We start from the raw sequence: 18,675 nt of genomic DNA, 5'->3' as shown, positions 1-18,675 counted from the left end.
AGTAGCCGCGTAACCACAAATCCCGTGTCCACTACATGGGGGCAAGGCCCAGGTGCGTGGGTAGAGCCAAGTCGTGAGCGTGCATGAAAGCGCCTCATCTCGTGCGGGTTGCTAGCCCTGTCTCGGCTCGCCCGCTCGCGCAATCTCGTGGTCGTTCATCTATTCAGGCGAAGTCTAGTCCGGCTCACTGGCATATGCATCGAATTATTTATTGGGGGTGTACACTATTTAATTTTTCTACTCGTCAAATTAATACATTCGGTAGCGATTGCCCGACCGCGGCCAATGTGGCACTGCGTGGCGGACTGCTCTTGCAACTCATCGAGTTGGCGGCAGCGCGAATCAACCCAGGCGAATGCCGACGGCGAATACTTGTCAAAACCATGGTCGGAGAGCGAAATTCGCACATCCGAAACGTCCGGCCACACCTCGCACATAACGTCACGTGACGAATATTCGGATCAATGGCCCGGACATTGCAAGGAGGTCAGGCCGGCAAAAGTTCAGGGACCACGAGGAAAACTGACACTCTCGGATATTTCTGGACGTCCGAACAGAGAGTTTCCGGCACCACCGGGTAGTCGCGGACTCGGCCCGGAATAGGCGGTCTAGCCGGCAAATAGCGAGATCGTTCTGGAAAGCAGGGCAGATTCGGACGGTTCTACATTCCCGGATTTCCGTCAACCAATCCCGAGTCAGGGTGTCCGATCCAGAAATAGTTGACAGCGCGGAGTAGCTGCGAGCTGGGCACTCTCAAGTAGTCGTGGACGGAGTGGACCAACTCCGTCCACAAAGACCTGAGAGTGCCGGACGAAGTCCAGCGAAACTTGAGAGCGCCGAGCATCTCGATGTGTTCGATGATTGCCGCAGACCGCTTGAGGTGTCCGCGCCGTGGGACCGGGTCACGGACACTAGCTGGCTTGTCTCAGTAGGCGGGCACGATGCTGTCGACTTTCAGAGCGCACGAAGTCGGTTCGTGGGTGTTGGCTGGAAGGGGTTGTTCGACGGAGAAGCTGCGCCGGCTATCTCCGCAATGCGCTCTTCGGTGAATCCCTTTGCCTTGAGCGCGTCGCCAATGCGTGTCGGAAACTCGGGACGCTCACTCGGGAGGAATTCGCCACCCGGCTCGTTCGTCTTCCAGCCACGAGCGTTCATCATCTTGTAGAACCGTGTCCGCTCCTCAGCTGTGACCGTTTTAAGGCCGTAGGCGCGTTCGAGGAGGGCTTGCATCGAAACCCCCCACTCGCGCTTTAATGCTGCCAGCGTGCCGAGATCAACCTTCCGCAACTCAGGTCGTATCTCATCGAGGGGCATCAAGAATTCAGCGGCGAAGCGGTTGGCCTCGCCCTCCATATTCTCTGTTGCGATGTTCGAGTGCAGCACCAAATGGCCGAGTTCGTGTGCCTTGGTAAGTCGCTTGCGGTCTGGCGGGGCGTTCGCGTTGACAAGCATCACGGGGTGGTCGCCGACCCATTGCGATAGACCGTCGATCCGATGCGTACCGAAGTCCTCCTCGAAAACGAGCACGCCTGCACCTTCGAGCCATCGGGTCAAGTTGACGACTGGGCCCAATGGCATCCGCCACTGCGCGCGAATCAATCGCGCCGCATGTTGCGCAGGCACATCTTCTGGATCGAATGTTGGGACGTGCTGTTCGCTCATGGTCGATATCTGCTCGAAGAGGAACGACGAGTGCACCCGGAGCAGATTCAGCCGTGCTTCCATTTGGCGCCATAGGGAGGCTTTGGTGGTTTTTTGCCGACGCATGTGGGCGTCGACCGCCAAAGCTCCACGGAAACGGTTGCCATGGATAAGGAGCTGCTCGGTAACCCCAAGAGCGTTCGCCAGGGCAGCTATTGTCTCTGCTTCTGGTTCGCGATCACCGGCCTCGTAGCGATTGATGGTGGGTTGCGTAGCTCCCACCATGTCGGCGAGTTCGGATTGGGTGAGCCCCCGCGCCTTCCGGGCGATCGCGAGCACATCTCCCAATCCGCTCATGGCGTGCTCGATTCTCCTTCGTCATCATCGACCTCGCTAGCGAGATCGCCCAGGTCGATCGTCGGCAGGTTCGGCTCGATCGGATTCCAAGTCACCTTCTCGCCCTCGGCGGGCTCGCTCAATTCGATGGCCCAGATGACGTTATCCTTGCCGTCGCGCAACGAGACAACGGGTGCTTCAATCTCACGGAGCTCACGGTCCCAGCGGTATCCAACGGCGATGCGAACCTCTTCGAGGCCCGGCAGTGTGTCGGTGCTTTGCCGCCAGAATTCAATCGCGGTCCGCGTCGGGTAAGTGCTAATCCGGTCGTTGGTGAGGTGACGCTTGACTCGCAAGCGAAGGTGGATGCCGATCGCGATCTCCCGGGTGGGGCCAATTTCGATGACGTTGGCTGCGTTGTCAGTTTCGACAAGGGCGATGAGCCGCGCCCAGATGCGATCGTGGATCAGATTCGACAGGCAGCGGGCGTGCATGGTGGGGAACCACCCCGGGCGCCAGTCCCGCATATCGGCTAGGTCGGCTCGAGCGCCACGAACGGCGCCTACCAGCGATTCCAAAAATTTGTCGCCGAGTTCGGCGGTCACTTCTTCGTCAGTGGGGTAAGGTGCTGAAAACATACCGGAAAATATACCGGCAGTGTCCGACAAGATTCCCGTTTCGAATGTGATGGGGTCGCGTCTTTCGGCGCGGGCGTGAGCGGCGCCACGAAGTTCCACTTGACGTAGGAAGGCTCGACCACGTGCGGCAGCGAAGGCAGCGGCTCGATAGCTGGTTATGTCCGACACCGTGCTTACGCTGCGACGGTACAGATAGTTCGACGCGAGGAAACCACGATGACGGAGCACTTTCGGCGCTTGCGTCTGTTCCTGGGTTCCTTCGCGCTGTTGTTCGTGCTCTTCGCCGTCCGATTCGAGACGGTGTGGCTGCAGTTTGCCTGCGCAGCTCTCGCCGTAATCGGATTCGCCGACATGGTCTGGATCGGATTTGTGGTCACTCGCCGGACCTCAGCGGATCCGATCAGGGTCGCCAGCGTCGTCGACAAGGGTCCCGAGATCAGCGGTTACCTGGCGACATATCTGCTGCCGTTCGTCACCGTCGCCGAGCCGAAGATCCGGGATATCTGCGCGTACGTGATATTCCTCGTGGTGTTGGCTGTCGTGTACATCCGATCCGAGATGACCCAGATCAACCCGACCTTGTATCTGCTGGGCCGTCGGGTGGTACACGTCAGAACCGACGGGGGATGGGATGGCCACATTATCGTGAGATCGCGGTCAGTAGCGCCGGGAAGCGTCTTGCGCGTCGCTTCGCTCAACCCGGCTGTAAGGGTCGAGGTGCCAGCGTCCACCCATGAGTGAACCTACCTTCGATCCGGCCGCCCTGGATCCCAACGGGGACATGACCTTGCTGCTGGGCAAGCGAATGTCGACCAGGTTCAAGGGATTTCGGGTCAAGATGCATCCCGATGTTCGCGAGACGCTGCGTGCCTTGGCAGTGGAAACCGTCGAGAGATTATCCGGGCGGACAGCGGTGGGTTACTCCGACGACCTCGCATTTGACCCCGAAGTACAGTTCGTGCTCGTAAGGCGTGACACGCTGGTCGTGCACCGGCCCGAACCGCGTCGCCGCCGACGCACCCCGGGGGCCGCTCCCGACCCCACGGTAGAACCGCAAATCATCGAGATGGACCCAGCCGTATTCGAGGTTCTCGATGCTGCTGCGTCGGCCGATCAGATCACCCGCGACGACCTCAAGAAGCAGTCGTTCCCGTTCTACGCCGTGGTGATCGGAGACGACCCGGATTGCCGAATAGCGTTCCTCAAGGAACGAAACCCTTATCAGGTGGGCCAGCTCGGCAAGGTCCTCACCCAGTTCGGAGATGGGCTACGCCAGCTCACCGAGCCGATCCTGATGTTCGCCACGGACTTCGACATGGTGGTCACGCCTGATCACATCGCCATCTTGCGTAAGGAATCGTTCGAGAAACTCTTCCGCGACATCGACGTGCTTCGAGGACGCATCCCCGTGTGGAGCGGAGCTGCGGTGCAGGCCTTGCCGTTAGACCACGAGTCGGCCGCGGTGCTGGAGGATGCCGCCCAGTCGAGCGTCCGCGTAGCCAGCCAGCTTCGGGGCTTGCACGAGCGTGGCTACCTGGCAAAGACGTACACTGCTGATCAGCTGCGCGAAAAAATGGTCGAGGTTGGACTCGAACATGAACGATTGCTGCCGGGTGACACCTTGGCCCTTGCCAAGGCCGATGTTGCCGTCGTACTGAAGCTAATCGATGAAAGGCTCTATATGGGCTGGCACTCCGCGACACCGTGGGACGTCGGTACACGCGCCCGACGCTAAACCGGCACCACCTCCGCAGTGAGATATCCAAAGAAACTGGGCGACAACCTCAGGAAGCGAGAGCCGGTCAGCCACGAACAATCATTGCCGCACTTGTTGAAAGTTGCTGGGGCGCCACGGCGGCGAAGAAATACGGACAATGTCCGAGAACCCCAGCTACCGTGGTGCTGCGTGGGGGAGACACCGCAGTCAGAGGCCGACCACCTGTCGCCACGCCAGCGTTCAACGATCCGTCGCGCCGTTGAAGAGGCGATCGACGCGCACGGCGTTGAGTGGGCGATGCGCAACACCTGCGCCGAGCTTGAAGCAAAGTACGGCATCTCCTACGACACCATCGACTACCTGCTCCACGATGAACTACCGGAGGTGCTGCCCGAGGAGCTGTTGACCTCGGGGCAGAGAAACAAGATCCGACGGGATTACAGCGCCGCGACCTCCAGCGCCGATCCCACCCAAAAGCGCAGCGCTACAGCTGAGGCGATCAAGCAGTCCGCTGAGCATTTCGGGGTGTCTGAGGACACCATCCGCGCGGTTGTCGGTGTCGACGGCGATACTGTTCGGCCAACGCCACCACCCGGAGGATTACCTGTGCCACCAGCTGCCCCGGCGCTTCCCGAGCCCGGTCAGGTCGTCGAGGTCCGCGGATCGACATGGGCGGTCGCCAACGTGCAGGCTCAGGGTCTGCCGCTGAGCCCGGCTGACGATGCGGCGGCGAAGCTCAATCACGTGGTCGATTTGCAGTCACTCGACGAGGACCGGCTCGGTGAACAGCTGTCGGTGATCTGGGAGCTGGAGGTCGGTAAGACGGTCACCCCGCCTCAGGGGCTGCCCGAGCACATCAACCCGGACGGCTTCGACGATCCGGTGACCTTGGCGGGCTTCATCGACGCGATGCGCTGGGGTGCGGTCACCTCGGCCGACCCCAACCGCTACCAGGCGCCGTTCTGGTCCGGCGTCACCGTGGAGGCCTACCAACTCGAACCCCTAAGGCGAGCGCTGACGAGCCCTAGGACCAACCTGCTGCTGGCTGATGACGTCGGATTGGGCAAGACGATTGAGGCCGGCCTGGTGGTCCAGGAACTGTTCCTGCGGCATCGTGCCCGCACTGCGGTGATCGTGTGCCCGCCGAGCCTGGCGCTCAAGTGGCAGGACGAGATGCGCGACAAGTTCGGCCTGCAGTTCGTCATCGTCAACAGCGAGCTGATGGCCCAGGTGCGCCGCACCCACGGCCTGCACGCCAACCCGTTCCAGCTGTATCCCCGGGTGATTGTGTCCATGTCCTGGCTGCCGCAGGTGCGCTGCCAGCGTCTGCTGCGCGACGTCTACGCCCAGTCCAAGAACCCGAAGCTGGGTAAGCGGTTCGCCTTCGACCTACTCATCGTCGACGAAGCCCACCACGTCGCCCCGTCGAGCCCTTCGGCGGTGGCCAGCGGGCGCGGCTATTCGGTGGACACCCAGCGGACCGTGGCGGTGCGTCAACTCGCCGACACGTGCGAGCATCGGCTGTTCTTGAGCGCCACCCCGCACAACGGCTACCCCGAGTCGTTCACCGCGCTAATGGAGATGATCGACCCCCGCCGGTTCTCTCGCGGCGCGCTGCTGGACTCTGTCGCGCTCAAAGACGTGACGGTGCGCCGGCTCAAGCGAGACCTCAAAGGCAAAGGCTTCAAGGACCGCCAGGTGAACATCCTGGACTTCACTCCCGAGGGCAGTGAGCAGGAAATGTTTTCGCTGCTCGATGAGATCGTCACCCGCAGCGCGAAGCAGAACGGCACCAAACCGGGCGGCGACATCGTCACCATGCTGCTCAAGAAGCGGTTCCTGTCCAGCCCGTTCGCCTTCGGCATGACGATCAGCCACTACCGCGACGCGCGGGCCGGACGCGGACTCCGAGACGATGAGTACGACGACATCTTCGGAGAAGGCCAGGCGGACGAGGAAGAAGGTCTGTGGGAGCACGACGAGGCCGAGCGGCTGCGTGAGTCCAAGGCCTCCGACCCACTCAGCGCCGCCGAACCCGGTCAGCTGGAGAAACTCGCGGACTGGGGGTTGAGCTACGAAAGCCGTCCCGACTCACGCCTGGAGCGGCTGCTCACCTTCCTCGACGCGGTCTGCCGGCCCGACGGCACCCACTGGACCAACGAGCGGGTCGTGGTGTTCACCGAGTACGCCCACACGCTCGGCTGGCTGCAGCGAGTACTCACTCAGCGCGGCTACGCCGACCGGCTGGCCGTCATCGAGGGTGCGACCCCTACCGAGGACCGCGAGTACATCCGGTCGCAATTCACCGCCGACCCGACCGAGGAACCGGTGCGCGTGCTGCTGGCCACCGATGCCGCCGGCGAAGGCATTGATCTGCAGAACCACTGCCACCGGCTGGTGAACTTCGACATCCCGTTCAACCCTTCGCGACTCGAACAGCGCATCGGCCGCATCGACCGCTACGGGCAGACCGAAACACCCGAGGTGTTTCACTTCGTGCCCGACGACAAATCCTCCACCTACGCCGCTGACGCGGACTTCATGGCCCGCATCGCTCGTAAGATCGCCCAGGTCGAGGTGGATCTGGGATCGGCTAACCAGGTGATCGGTGACGAGATCCAAGAGCACTTCGCCCGCCGCAAGCCCGCCAAACGCAAAGCCAAGGGCCTCGACGGCAACCAGGTGATCCAGGAAGCCTTGGCCGGCGGCATCGAACTTAACACCCGGCTCACCGAGCTGGAACGCGGCTACGACGCATCGCGGGCGGATCTGCATCTGGAGCCGCAAAACCTGCGTCGCGTGGTCGACACCGCGCTTCGGATCAACCACCAGCTTCCACTGCAGCCGGTCGGCGACGCCGACACCGACGCCGAAGTGTTCGAAATGCCTCCGCTGAGCCCAGCCTGGCAGGACACCCTCAAAGGCTTGGCTACCCGGCTGAAACCTGATGTGCTGCGCCCGATCACGTTCGACCCGGGAGCTGCTGAAGGACGCAGTGATCTGGTGTATGTCCACCTGGGGCATCCGATCGTGCAGAAAGCGCAACGGCTGCTGCGCCGCTCGCTGTGGAGTGTGGATTCCACCCTGAACCGAGTCACCGCGGTGGTGATCGACGACACGGCGGAATCGTTCGTGGCGGCGGTGACCCGCATGGTGCTCGTCGGTCGCGGGGGAGTGCGGCTGCACGAGGAGGTGTTTCTGGTCGGCGTTCGCCTACGAGGCCGCCGCGCGATGGCCGAGGAGAAAGCCGAACACGCCCTTGATCATGCCCTGGACGGGGAGCGCCTGACGCTGGCCAGCCGCCGGGTCCGCGACGAGCTGTGTGAGATCTGGAACGCCCCGGACGCGCCGCTGCGCGCTCGGCTGGAGGAGTCTATGCACGCTCGCGCCGACCGTCGGCACACCCGGGTGCTGGAACAGCTGGACAAACGCCGGGCCGCTGACATCCAGCGGGCGCGTGACATCTTCGCCGCATTCCGGACCAACCTGCGGGAATCCCTGGATTTGTTGCGCAGCAAGGAAGCCGAAGCCGAAGCTATGTTGTGGGCCGACGAGCAGCAGAAGCAGTGGCGCCGCGACATCGACTCGATGGAGCGTCGTCTAGACGAACTCGACGACGAGGAGGCCCGTGAAATCGCGGCGATCGCCGACCGCTACGCCGACGTCAAACCCCACACCACCGCCGCTGCAGTGGTCTTCGCACTCACCCCCGAGGACGCGAAAGGAGGGCTGCGCTGATGGCGCCCCGCACACCCCGGCAACGTTCAACACCGAGTGCCTCTGAGCTGCACCACGCGTGGCTCGAACTCGTCGACACCGATGGCCCGTTCCTGGCGATCGCCCCGCTCAAGCGGGTCTGGCCTCAGGGCATGCCAGCCTTGGATGACACCCGCAAAGAGGCACTGCTCTACGCCCGCAAGGACTTCGAAGTCGCATGGGAGACAGCAGACCGAGCCACCGGCGACGACGGCGCGACCGATGACGCGTACCGCATCGCCCGCGACAAATGGGTCGAGACCGCATTACGCGATGTCGTCGGCTGGGCCGAATCCCTGTCCTGGGGACCCGTCGCCGGGGTAACGGCTCAGTCGCCCAACCGTGCGGTCACCGTCGGTGCCGAGGCGGCCCTGCTCGACCCCGACGGCGCTATCGGCGCGCTGGTGTCGGTGATCGATCCTGTCGACTCATTGCGTCAGGTTCCCAGTGACTTGTGGGCGGCCACTCCGGTGGACCGAATGGAAGCGCTGCTGCGCGAGAACGACATTCCGATCGGCATCGTCACGGACGGACGCTGGTGGGCACTCGTGTGCGCACGTGCTGGCGCGATGACCGCCTCCGGAGTGATCGACGCACTGACCTGGGTGGAGGAACCTCGCACCCGCGATGCTTTCCTGACGCTGATCTCGCGCCAGCACATCATCGGCGGCAAGGAAGACGAGCGGCTGCCGGTGCTGTTCGAGGAATCCGTGGCTGCTGCCGAGGAGATCACCGAAGCCCTTGGCGCGCAGGTGCGTCGCGCGGTGGAACTGCTCATCCAGTCGTTCTCCGAATCGGCCCGCGACGCTCAACAACGCGGCGAACCCGATCCCCTACCTGCCGACACCCACCAAAGCTATGAAGCTGCGGTGACGATCATGATGCGGATCGTGTTCCTGCTGTTCGCCGAAGAACGCGGCCTGCTGCCGTCGGGGGAGTTGTTCGAGCAGGGGTACGGGATCTCCCGCGAGCTCGACCGGCTGCAAGCACGCGAAGCCGAGGAAAGCGAAGAGGCCCTCGATGCCACCTCGCTGACGTGGCATCGGCTGCTCGCCACGAGTCAGGCGCTCTACGGGGGAGCGTCGTTCGAGAACATGCGGGTCCCTGCTTACGGCGGCTCCCTGTTCGACCCGGAGCGTTTCCCGTTCCTGACCGCGCTCACCGCGCACGGAAACTTGGCCATCACCGTGTCGGATCGGGTGATGTTGCACGCCTTGCGCTCGGTGCAGCAGGCCGTCCTCAAAGGTGGGGAAGCACGCCGAATCTCGTTCCGCGACATCGACGTCGAACAGATCGGCTACATCTACGAAGGCCTGCTGGGTTACACCGCTGTCACCGTCGGTGAGACTTATCTCGGCCTGCAAGGTGCCCGCGGCGAAGAACCAGAGATCTCGCTGTCGGAACTGGAACGGCTTGCAGCGGCTAACACTGCTCCGAAGAAGCTGGCCGACGCAATCCGGGCGCACGTCGAAAGTGATCAACCCTCGGCCAAACCCCAGTCAGCTGCCGCAATTGCCAAAGGTATTGGTGCCCAGGTGGAGCCGAGTGTGGTAAGCGGCCTGGCGCAAGCGGTCGGCGACGACACGGCGCTGCGTGAGCGTGTGCTGCCTTGGCTGGGAATCATGCGGCAGGACCTTCGGGGCCGACCATTCGTGGTGCTCGACGGCGGGCTGATGGTGAAGGAAACGCCGTCCCGTAAGAACGCGGGAGCGCACTACACTCCTAAATCACTTGCCCGAGAAGTTGTTCTGCACGCCCTACAGCCGCTGTGCTATTCTCCCGGTCCCTATCAGACCGCCGACGAATCTCAGTGGAGACTCAAATCCTCCGATGACCTGCTGAGCCTGAAGGTCGCCGATATTGCCTGCGGCTCAGGTGCATTCCTGGTTTCGGCAGCAAGCTATCTCGCTGACAGGATAGTCGAAGCGTGGACCGCTGAAGATGCCGCCAATGCCCACCGCAGTGATCTACACCGCCGTGCCATCCGCGAGGTGGTCGCTAACTGCCTATACGGCGCCGACATCAACGACATGGCCGTCGAGATGTGCAAGCTCTCACTATGGTTGGTCTCGCTCGACCGGGATCTGCCGTTCTCGTTCGTCGACGACAAGATTTTTCTTGGTAACTCTTTGCTTGGCATCACCAGCCTGGACCAGCTTCGGAAGCTCCACATCGATCCGTCACGCGTCCCCGCCGGCGAGATGTTCGACATCTTCGACGTCGACATTGACGCGATCATCCATAGGGCTGCCGACCTGCGGCGCAGACTTGCCACCGAAATCGACGAGAACGACCCGGCCCGCAATAGCGCGGCCAAACGCCGCCAGCTCGCTCAATTAAATGAGGTGACAGCGGATCTACGGAAGATTGCGGACGGCATCGTCGCAGCCGGACTGCCGCTCGGCGGTAAACCAGGCAAGGCCCTCGACGAGGCTTACGAGAACCTACGCATCGCTATCAAGGCCGCGTACCCGCGGGCAGGCGACCGCAATTTGGCGATGCTTGACACGATTATCGATGCCGGCCTCAAGCCGACTGTCTCGACCGACTACCGGCGCTGGCAGCCGAACCACTGGATCATCGAAGCGGCCGACGTGGTCGTTGATCGCGGTGGATTCGACGCCATCGTCGGGAATCCGCCATTTCTCGGCGGAAAGAAGGTTTCTGGAGCAATTGGTTCAGGCGTTCGTGAATGGCTTGTGAACGTGATCGCGAAGGGAGTGACCGGCAATGCCGACCAGGTGGCGTACTTCTTTCTGCGCGCGCGTTCATTGCTCGCCGCTAACGGGACCGTCGGGCTAATCGCCACCAACACGATTGCACAGGGAGATACTCGCGAGGTCGGTCTAGACCAGATGGTGGCGTCCGGATTTTCCATTACACGAGCGATCCAAAGTCGGTCCTGGCCGGTCGCTAGCGCAAGTCTTGAGTATGCTGCCGTATGGGGCACGGTCGGGCGAGTTGACGATGTGCCGTGTATCAGTGACGACGCACTTGTCAAACGCATATCTGCGCTTCTTGAACCTGGTGGCCGCGTAGAAGGCAACCCTTTACGGCTTTTAGCTAATGCCAACATCGCGTTCCAGGGCTGCGTAGTAGTCGGCTTAGGCTTTGTCGTCGAACCAGCGGAAGCACAAGAGTGGATTGCTACGGAACCGGGTAACGCCGAGGTGCTCTTTCCCTATTTGAATGGCGAGGACCTCAACTCTCGCCCAGATTGTTCCGCATCACGTTGGGTGATCGATTTCAACGACGCCTCGCTAGAAACCGCGTCCCAATGGGAGCTGCCATTCCAGCGCGTCAAACAGCTCGTTTACCCAGAACGTCAAAAGGTAAATCGCAAGGCCCATCGTGATCGTTGGTGGCAGTACGGTGACAAGCGGCCCGCGCTGCGGAAAGCAATCGATGGCCTCGATGAAGTACTTGTTATCGCGCTCGTCAGTAAGGCGGTGATGCCTCTCCGGGTGCCCACCGGGCAGGTTTTCAGCCACAGGCTCGATGTCTTCGCGACAGACTCGTACGCGATGCAGGCCGTTCTTTCTTCTTCGGCTCACTGGTCCTGGGCTGTTCTTTATAGCTCGACCTTAGAGAACCGGGTAAATTACGCGCCGAGCGATGCGTTCGAGACCTTTCCCCTCCCTGACTTCACGAAGCGTCTGTTCCAGTTTGGGCAGACCCTCGATGAGGAGCGACGCGCGGTCATGCTTAGTCGACAGCTGGGAGTTACTGATCTGTACAACCTGGTCAACGACCTCCAGATCACCGAAGACTCAGACCCGGATGTCGCCCGTATGCGCGCAATCCACGTCGAGCTCGACCAAGCCGTGATTGATGCGTACGGCTGGTCGGACATTCCGCTCGACCATGGCTTCCACACCTATCGGCAGATGCAGCGTTGGACGGTGAGCCCCGCAGCGCGAGTGGAGATCCTGGATCGGCTGCTGGAGGAGAACCACCGCCGAGCCGCCGAGGAAGCAAAGCGGACGCCGCAGTCGAGAAGGAAAGGCCGTCGCGGCAAGAGCGCACCAGACGAGCAAGGGACACTGCTGTAATGACCAGCGCCACTGAGAAAGCGAAGGAACCGGCCTCGCCCTACGAGTTGACATTCGAGCCGGACGGCTCGTCGTTCACGGTTCGAGAGAACTTAGTTGACATTCTGGAGCGCGAGCTTCTCGGCCCGATCCATGGCCCCGACGAGGTGTTGCCCTTCAGCCCCCGCTCCCAGTACTTGGTCGGATACATCGCGCCGGTGCGGCTCACCGGCGCCACAGCCGGTAACGGTGACGTTGCCGAAGGCACTGAGCGTGGCGAGCTGGCCGAAGCTCGTGCTGACGAGAATGCCGCGGCTGAGGGACGGGGCATACCCGCGTTTGCCGCTGACGACGGTGAGGCCGATGCTGCCGACGACGATGCTGAGGACCGAGCACCCAAGCAGGGGTTGATGATTCCCTCGTCGATGGGCCTGCGGTTCCAGGTACCACCCGACTTGGAGGCGTTCACCGTCACGGCCTCGTGGGGAACGTACGAGTCGGTGCAGACGGACAAGGTCACCAAGGCGGGCCGTCCGATTCGGCATTTTCAACGCATCCCGGTCGAAGAACCCCGCATCATTCGCCTTGCCGATCTAGACGCCGGGCAGACGACGACGATCCCGTTGCGCGACACCATCTGTCTCCGGGTGGACCGCTACGACGACGCGATGTACGGACGGGTGCTCATCGAAATCGCGTTGTGTAACGACCGCGAGACACCGATGCCGATCCCGATCGGTATGTGGATGTTCCAAACCAAGCTCCACATCGATGCCGGGGGAGCGGAGGTGTTTCTCCCCGTGTGCGATGTGCTCGAGCAAGACTTGCCGGAACACGACGCCGAGGTGCAGCGTCTGAACCTCCAGTATCGCAACAGGCTTGAATACGCCATCGGTCGGACCTGCTCGGTGGACTGGACAGTCAAGAAGGGCTCGCGACGCGCCACCGCAGTGTGGACCACCTGGTTGCCGGTCGCCGAGACCCCGCAGACACAGGCGCGCGACGTCGAGAACGCACTGCTGTCCATGGATGCTCTGGCGACCGCGACCGCAGAACAGGTCCGCGCCGGCCTGCAGCCTCTGATCGCCGGCTACGGGGACTGGCTCGGGACCCAAGAAGAAGCGACGACGCAGTTGCCGCCCCATCTGCGCGATACTGCCGAGCTGGCACTGGTAGAAGCCCGCCGCGCGCACAAGCGGCTGCAGGCCGGGCTCGAACATCTTGCGGCCGATGCTGAAGCGCTGCGCTGCTTTCAGTTCATGAACGCCGTGATGCGGGATCAGCGCATCGCCTCCCAGGTGGCGGCCTTGCGGGCATCGGATCCCGCGTTGTCGATCGCCGATGCACAAGCCAAGGTAGCCAAGGATGGCGCGAAGGCGGCATCCTGGCGGCCCTTCCAGTTGGCGTTCATTCTGATGCAACTCGGAGCCCTCACCGACCCGACATCGCCGCTGCGCAGCGCCGCGCACTTGGCGCAAGTGGAGTTGCTCTTCTTCCCGACCGGTGGCGGCAAGACCGAGGCCTACCTCGGACTGGCCGCCTACACCTTCGCGATCCGGCGCCGCCAGGGTCTCGTCGATTCCACCGACGGCCCGCTGGACGGACGCGACGGCGTAGCGGTCCTGATGCGCTACACGCTGCGGCTGCTCACCGCCCAGCAGTTCCAGCGAGCCACCGCACTGGTGTGCGCGGCCGAACTCGCGCGGCAAGCTGACGAAACCATCTGGGGCAGTGAACCGTTCCGCATTGGGCTGTGGGTAGGTACGGACGTAAGCCCGAAACGCTTCGAGGAAGCCGACGAACAACTGACCAAAGCCAACGAATACGGATCGCATCGGCTGACCGTGCTCCAGGTCCAGCGCTGTCCCTGGTGTGGCACCCCGATCACCGCGGCACAGGTCAAAGCCGACGCGACAGCCCGGCGGGTGTTCGTCTACTGCGGTGATGACCTCGCGCGCTGCCCATTCGCCAAAGGCGGGCAGGTCAGCGAGGGCCTACCTATTCTGACCGTGGACGAGGAGATCTACCGGCTGACACCGGCATTCGTCATCGCCACCGTCGACAAGTTTGCCCGTCTTGCCCGCGAAGGCGAAGCGGCGGCATTGTTCGGCTACGTCGGACGACGCTGCGCCCGCCACGGCTACGTCCATCCCGACTATGCGCCGTGCAACATCTCCACCGCGCATCCGGCCGTGGCCGGATATCCCGCGGCCAGCGTCCATCCGGTGAACCGGCTGCGACCACCCGATCTGATCATCCAGGACGAGCTGCACCTGATCACCGGGGCGCTGGGCACCGCGGTCGGCCTCTTCGAGGTGGCGGTGGAGACCCTGGCTTCCTGGGAACAACCCGACGGCAAGCCGGTGCGGCCGCTGATCGTCGCGTCTACGGCCACCGTCCGTAACGCGCAGGAACAGGTGCGTGGCCTGTATGGGCGGCGTCTGGAGATCTTTCCTCCGCAAGTGCTCGACGTCGCCGACACCTACTTCTCTCGTGAAATCCCGATCACCAAGACAACACCCGGCCGCCGCTACATTGGGGTGAGCGCGCAGGGAGTGCGTCTGGCCAGCGCCGAGATCCGCGTTTCGGAGGTGTTGCTCTCGGCCGGGCAGCTGCTGTTGGACCGCAGCGGCATGGCCGCGGACCCTTACCTGACGCTGGTCGGGTACTTCAACGCCACCCGAGAGCTGGCGGGTATGACCCGCTACATGGGCGACGACGTGCAGAATCGAATCAAACGGCCCCGCAAAGACTCCGGGTTCCCAGCCCGACACGGGGCCGCATTCGGTCTGCTGAACACCGGTGAACTCACCGCCCGGATTGCATCGTCGGAGATCGGGCGCACACTGGACCGGTTGGGGTTGGAGTTCGACCCCGACTATGACACCACCGAAGCCTTCCAGGCGCGGATGGCCGCTCAGCGCGACGGAAAGAAGGTGCCCACTCGCAAGGAGGCGCCGTTCGACGTGGTGCTGGCCACCTCGATGTTGCAGGTCGGTGTCGACGTGCAGCGTCTCGGGCTGATGCTCGTCGTTGGCCAGCCCAAGAACACCGCTGAGTACATTCAGGCGTCCTCTCGCGTCGGCCGCGACGCCTCCCGTCCCGGTTTGGTTGTGACGCTGGGTAATTGGGCTCGCCCCCGCGATCTGGCGCATTACGAGCAGTTCCGCCACTACCACGAGACGTTCTACTCTCAGGTGGAGGCGTTGTCGGTGACGCCCTACTCACCGACGTCGCTGGATCGAGGATTGGACGGGTTGTTGGTCAGCGTGGCCCGCGTCGTGCAGGCGCCCCTCGATGACGGGCTCTCCCAGGAGCGCGGAGCCTGGCGGATCAAGGAACATCGGGACGTGGTCGAGCGGGTGGCCGAGCGACTCAAAGCCCGGATCTCGGCCGCCGCGCAGGATGACGCCAGGGTGAAGTATGCCAGCGACCGGTTGGTCAACCGCATCGACCGGTGGGTAGATCGCGCCAACCGCGCGAGCGACATGCACCGGACGCTGGTGTACGAGCGCACTGGGGAAGGGGACAAGTACCTGCCGTTGCTGATGAGCCCCGAGAACGCCAAAGCCGGTGTCGGGTCATCGAATCAGGCGCCCTTCGTCGTCGCGAACTCGATGCGGGAAGTGCAACCGGAGATCAACATCCTAGTCAGCCCGATCCCAGAGCGGCTGTTCGCGCACGTACCCGACGGAGCACCACGATGGACCCTGCCAGTGGGGGATGAGTCCTGATGACCGACACCACGCCCGAAGAAGTGATGCTGCACGATCCGGGGGAGGCGCTCGATCCGTTGGCCGACGCCGAAGACGCGGTGGTCAAAAACCGCGCTAAGGTTGGCTCGTCACGGCCGTCGTCGCTGCTGTATACCTACGGGCCGGGCGCGATCATGGATCTGCCCGGTTTCTCGGTGATGCCTGCAGGGTTGGACGACTGGGAGCCCATCTGGAAACGGCGCGAGAAGATTCCGGCGATCATCGAGCCCCGGCTCCTCAACGTGATTCGGATGCACCTTGGTCCGCAGCTCGAGGCGCTACGGCCCTATCCCTGGCAGCCGAAACAGAACTCATTCGCCAAAGAGGGCGCCGACTTAGGCATCCCCGCACGAGTATTCCCGCAGTGGCTGCGATGCACGGGCTGCGATTACCTCGGCCCGCTGACGCGGTTCAGCTACATCAACACCCATCCCTTCCGCCCGGACCTCGCGCAATTCACACATAAGGGCTGCCCGGGCCGCGGCGCGCAACGCGGTGGCGTGAAGACTGGGAAGCGGGAGAGCCCCGCGGTACCCGCACAGCATCTGTTGACATGCACCAACGGTCACGTCGACGAGTTTCCGTACGAACTGTGGGTGCATCGCGGCCGGCGATGCCCCAAGGCGGAGCGACCGGACCTGAAGATGCGGGACGCCAATCTCGGCAAGAGCGTCGGATCGATGATCGCGTGCACGCAATGCGGGGCCACCCGCGGCATGGCAGAGGCACAGGGGTCGGTGGGCCGCGACAAGCTGCCGCAAACCTGCCGGGGACGACACCCGCACTTAAATGCTTTCGACAAAGAATGCAATGCGCGGCCGACGCTGATCATGATGGGTGCCTCGAACTTGTGGTTCGCCTCGACGCAATCGATCATCGTCATGCCGCGGACCGATGCAGAGAAAGCCGAAGCCCTCGGCGACCTCCTCCGGCTAAGACTCGGCGTCGACACCATCAAGCAATTCGCTGGGCAAGTCGACGTTATCCGCGCGATGGCAGGTATGAAAGATATTGATCTGAGCGGAGTTTCGAATGAGAATCTTGCGACAGCGGTTGCCGATGCGCTCACGCCACCAGAGTCCGACGAGGAGCGCAAGAAGAAGCGTGACGACTGGGATCCCGTAGAACTCCTAATTCCCGAATGGCAATACCTGCAGAAGCCGGCGCTGTTCCCCTCTCAGAAGAACACCACGGGGCTGATGGTGACCGACATGGCACGAGGCCCCGAGCTTCCCACACAGATCAGCCGCGTCGTCGCGGTCAACCAGATGAAGAAGGTCAATGCCTTCATCGGTTTCACCCGTCTTGATGAGATGGATCGAGTCAACGACCTGCCTGGTCGACTGGTCAAGCTCACCCGCAACGGCAAGCCGACATGGGTGCCCGCGACGGAGGACCGCGGCGAAGGAATCTTTCTGCAACTCAGCCTCGATGCCATCGAAGACTGGGAGAACATCGTCTACACGACGCCGCTGTGGGCGGCGCATCAGACGGCTAACCGGCGTAACTTCGCCCGACGCTTCTCTGAGACCGCCAAAGCTGTGGATCCAGACACCCGACTACCTGCACCGCGATACTGGTTGCTGCACACCCTGTCTCACGTTCTGATCCGCGAGATGGCGATGTCATGTGGCTACGGCGCGGCCAGCTTGACCGAGCGGATCTACGGGTGGCCGGCCTCCGCGCATCGCGAGGGCGCTGCCGGATTGTTGATCTGTACCACCGCCTCAGATAGCGAAGGCACCCTCGGCGGACTCGTCGCGCTTTCGGAGCCGACTCGACTGCAGGGGCTGGTGATCTCGGCACTTCGCCGAGCTGCTCGGTGCTCGTCGGACCCAGTGTGCGCCATGCGCACTCCGAGTGACCCGGAGGACTTCCTGCACGGGGCGGCGTGCCACTGCTGCACGTTCGCATCGGAGACATCGTGCGAAAGGGCGAACCGATTCCTCGACCGCCGGTTTCTGCTCACATTGCCCAGCGCGCACGGCAAGCCGGTGCCGGGGTTCTTCGGGAGCCCTGATGTCCGATGACCCGCTGAAACAACTGGGGGAGTACCTGACCGCAACCGAGGCCGAAAGCCTGGCAGTGCTCATCGACGCCGGTGAGCATATCGCGCATGCACTCGTAGCGGTAAGCCACTCCCGTCGCGAGAATGTCGCAAAACTGTTGAATTTAGCGGGAATTGGACACACTGAGCCAGCCATCTCGGTGGCGGTGCTCCGCGGGATCGCGGGTGCAAAGTCTGCGCACCGCGACCTCACTCCCGTCTGGACGATGCCCGGAAACGAAGCCACGACCGGACATCTGACCAATCAGTTTCACGATGTCGTCGCCGCGGCCCGCATTTCGGTGACGTGTGCGACCTATAACTTCTCATCGACATCAAGCATGTGGGACGCACTCCAGACAGCATCCGATGAGCCCGAGGTGGTTGTGTGTGTCTACGTCGACGCAGGCAAGGGCGACCCTGGCGGCGTCAAGGCACGGCTCCCGCGGGCGAACGTCTACCGCTCAGCCAACTTGCCGAATGGACAGCCGATCGTCAGCCATACCAAGTTCATTGTCGTCGACCATGAGATCGTTCTGCTGACAAGTGCAAACTTCTCGTACAACGCTGAGAACCGAAACATCGAGTTCGGTCTGCTGATTCACGACAGCGGCCTCGCAGCATCAATTGAGTCGACCATGGCCAGCAAGCGGGGGTCCTTGTATGAGCTGGAATAGCAACAGAATCCACACGTCGGTGCACGGCTGCGCGACGCGCATTCTTGCCCCTGACCAAAGCCGAGGGACCCGAGGGA

At 62.7% G+C, this 18,675-nt stretch carries 9 protein-coding genes; 7 read left to right on the top strand and 2 right to left on the bottom strand.

The window, feature by feature from the left end:
* Positions 1–954: 954 nt before the first annotated feature.
* Together EB75_RS22330 and EB75_RS22325 are read right to left on the bottom strand one after the other, a co-directional pair.
* The gene (locus EB75_RS22330) at positions 955–1,998 is read right to left on the bottom strand and encodes a helix-turn-helix domain-containing protein (protein WP_073697453.1); all 1,044 of its coding nucleotides are present in this window, start codon (positions 1,996–1,998) and stop codon (positions 955–957) included.
* Positions 1,995–2,615, bottom strand: a complete 621-nt coding sequence (locus EB75_RS22325; protein ID WP_073697452.1) for a hypothetical protein — start codon at positions 2,613–2,615, stop codon at positions 1,995–1,997. Before EB75_RS22325 ends, EB75_RS22330 begins: the two co-directional genes overlap by 4 nt.
* A gap of 216 nt (positions 2,616–2,831) precedes the next feature.
* On the opposite strand from EB75_RS22325, the gene EB75_RS22320 reads away from it, so the two are divergent.
* From EB75_RS22320 to drmC, 7 genes are all read left to right on the top strand, one after another.
* Positions 2,832–3,356 (top strand): KwaA family protein, encoded by a 525-nt coding sequence (locus EB75_RS22320; RefSeq protein WP_073697451.1) that lies wholly within the window; start codon positions 2,832–2,834, stop codon positions 3,354–3,356.
* Positions 3,349–4,350 carry a hypothetical protein gene (locus EB75_RS22315; protein WP_142239762.1) on the top strand — a complete coding sequence of 334 codons (1,002 nt, stop codon included), beginning with the start codon at positions 3,349–3,351 and terminating at the stop codon, positions 4,348–4,350. The genes EB75_RS22320 and EB75_RS22315 overlap by 8 nt, the downstream gene beginning before the upstream one ends.
* A 171-nt stretch (positions 4,351–4,521) precedes the next feature.
* Entirely contained in the window at positions 4,522–8,070 is a 3,549-nt protein-coding gene (gene drmD, locus EB75_RS22310; protein ID WP_286150293.1) for a DISARM system SNF2-like helicase DrmD, read from the top strand.
* A complete protein-coding gene (locus EB75_RS22305; protein ID WP_073697449.1) occupies positions 8,070–12,140 on the top strand; it encodes a DNA methyltransferase in 4,071 nt (1,356 codons plus the stop codon). Before drmD ends, EB75_RS22305 begins: the two co-directional genes overlap by 1 nt.
* Positions 12,140–15,853: a DISARM system helicase DrmA gene (gene drmA, locus EB75_RS22300; protein ID WP_073697448.1), complete on the top strand. Its 3,714-nt coding sequence runs from the start codon at positions 12,140–12,142 to the stop codon at positions 15,851–15,853. The genes EB75_RS22305 and drmA overlap by 1 nt, the downstream gene beginning before the upstream one ends.
* Positions 15,853–17,904, top strand: a complete 2,052-nt coding sequence (gene drmB / locus EB75_RS22295) for an MrfA Zn-binding domain-containing protein (protein WP_073697447.1) — start codon at positions 15,853–15,855, stop codon at positions 17,902–17,904. The genes drmA and drmB overlap by 1 nt, the downstream gene beginning before the upstream one ends.
* The gene (drmC, locus tag EB75_RS22290) at positions 17,894–18,598 is read left to right on the top strand and encodes a DISARM system phospholipase D-like protein DrmC (RefSeq protein WP_073697446.1); all 705 of its coding nucleotides are present in this window, start codon (positions 17,894–17,896) and stop codon (positions 18,596–18,598) included. Before drmB ends, drmC begins: the two co-directional genes overlap by 11 nt.
* Positions 18,599–18,675 lie beyond the last annotated feature (77 nt).

Source organism: Mycobacterium sp. ST-F2 (assembly GCF_001905655.1).
GTDB lineage: Bacteria > Actinomycetota > Actinomycetes > Mycobacteriales > Mycobacteriaceae > Mycobacterium.
Note: the sequence above shows the minus strand (reverse complement) of the source record. Positions and strands in the feature narration are given on the sequence as shown.

Bases quoted from the DNA above. Each gene is read 5' to 3' on its own strand.
- EB75_RS22330 (WP_073697453.1), bottom strand. From the start codon at position 1,998: ATGAGCGGATTGGGAGATGTGCTCGCGATCGCCCGGAAGGCGCGGGGG.
- EB75_RS22325 (WP_073697452.1), bottom strand. From the start codon at position 2,615: ATGTTTTCAGCACCTTACCCCACTGACGAAGAAGTGACCGCCGAACTC.
- EB75_RS22320 (WP_073697451.1), top strand. From the start codon at position 2,832: ATGACGGAGCACTTTCGGCGCTTGCGTCTGTTCCTGGGTTCCTTCGCG.
- EB75_RS22315 (WP_142239762.1), top strand. From the start codon at position 3,349: ATGAGTGAACCTACCTTCGATCCGGCCGCCCTGGATCCCAACGGGGAC.
- EB75_RS22305 (WP_073697449.1), top strand. From the start codon at position 8,070: ATGGCGCCCCGCACACCCCGGCAACGTTCAACACCGAGTGCCTCTGAG.
- drmA (WP_073697448.1), top strand. From the start codon at position 12,140: ATGACCAGCGCCACTGAGAAAGCGAAGGAACCGGCCTCGCCCTACGAG.
- drmB (WP_073697447.1), top strand. From the start codon at position 15,853: ATGACCGACACCACGCCCGAAGAAGTGATGCTGCACGATCCGGGGGAG.
- drmC (WP_073697446.1), top strand. From the start codon at position 17,894: ATGTCCGATGACCCGCTGAAACAACTGGGGGAGTACCTGACCGCAACC.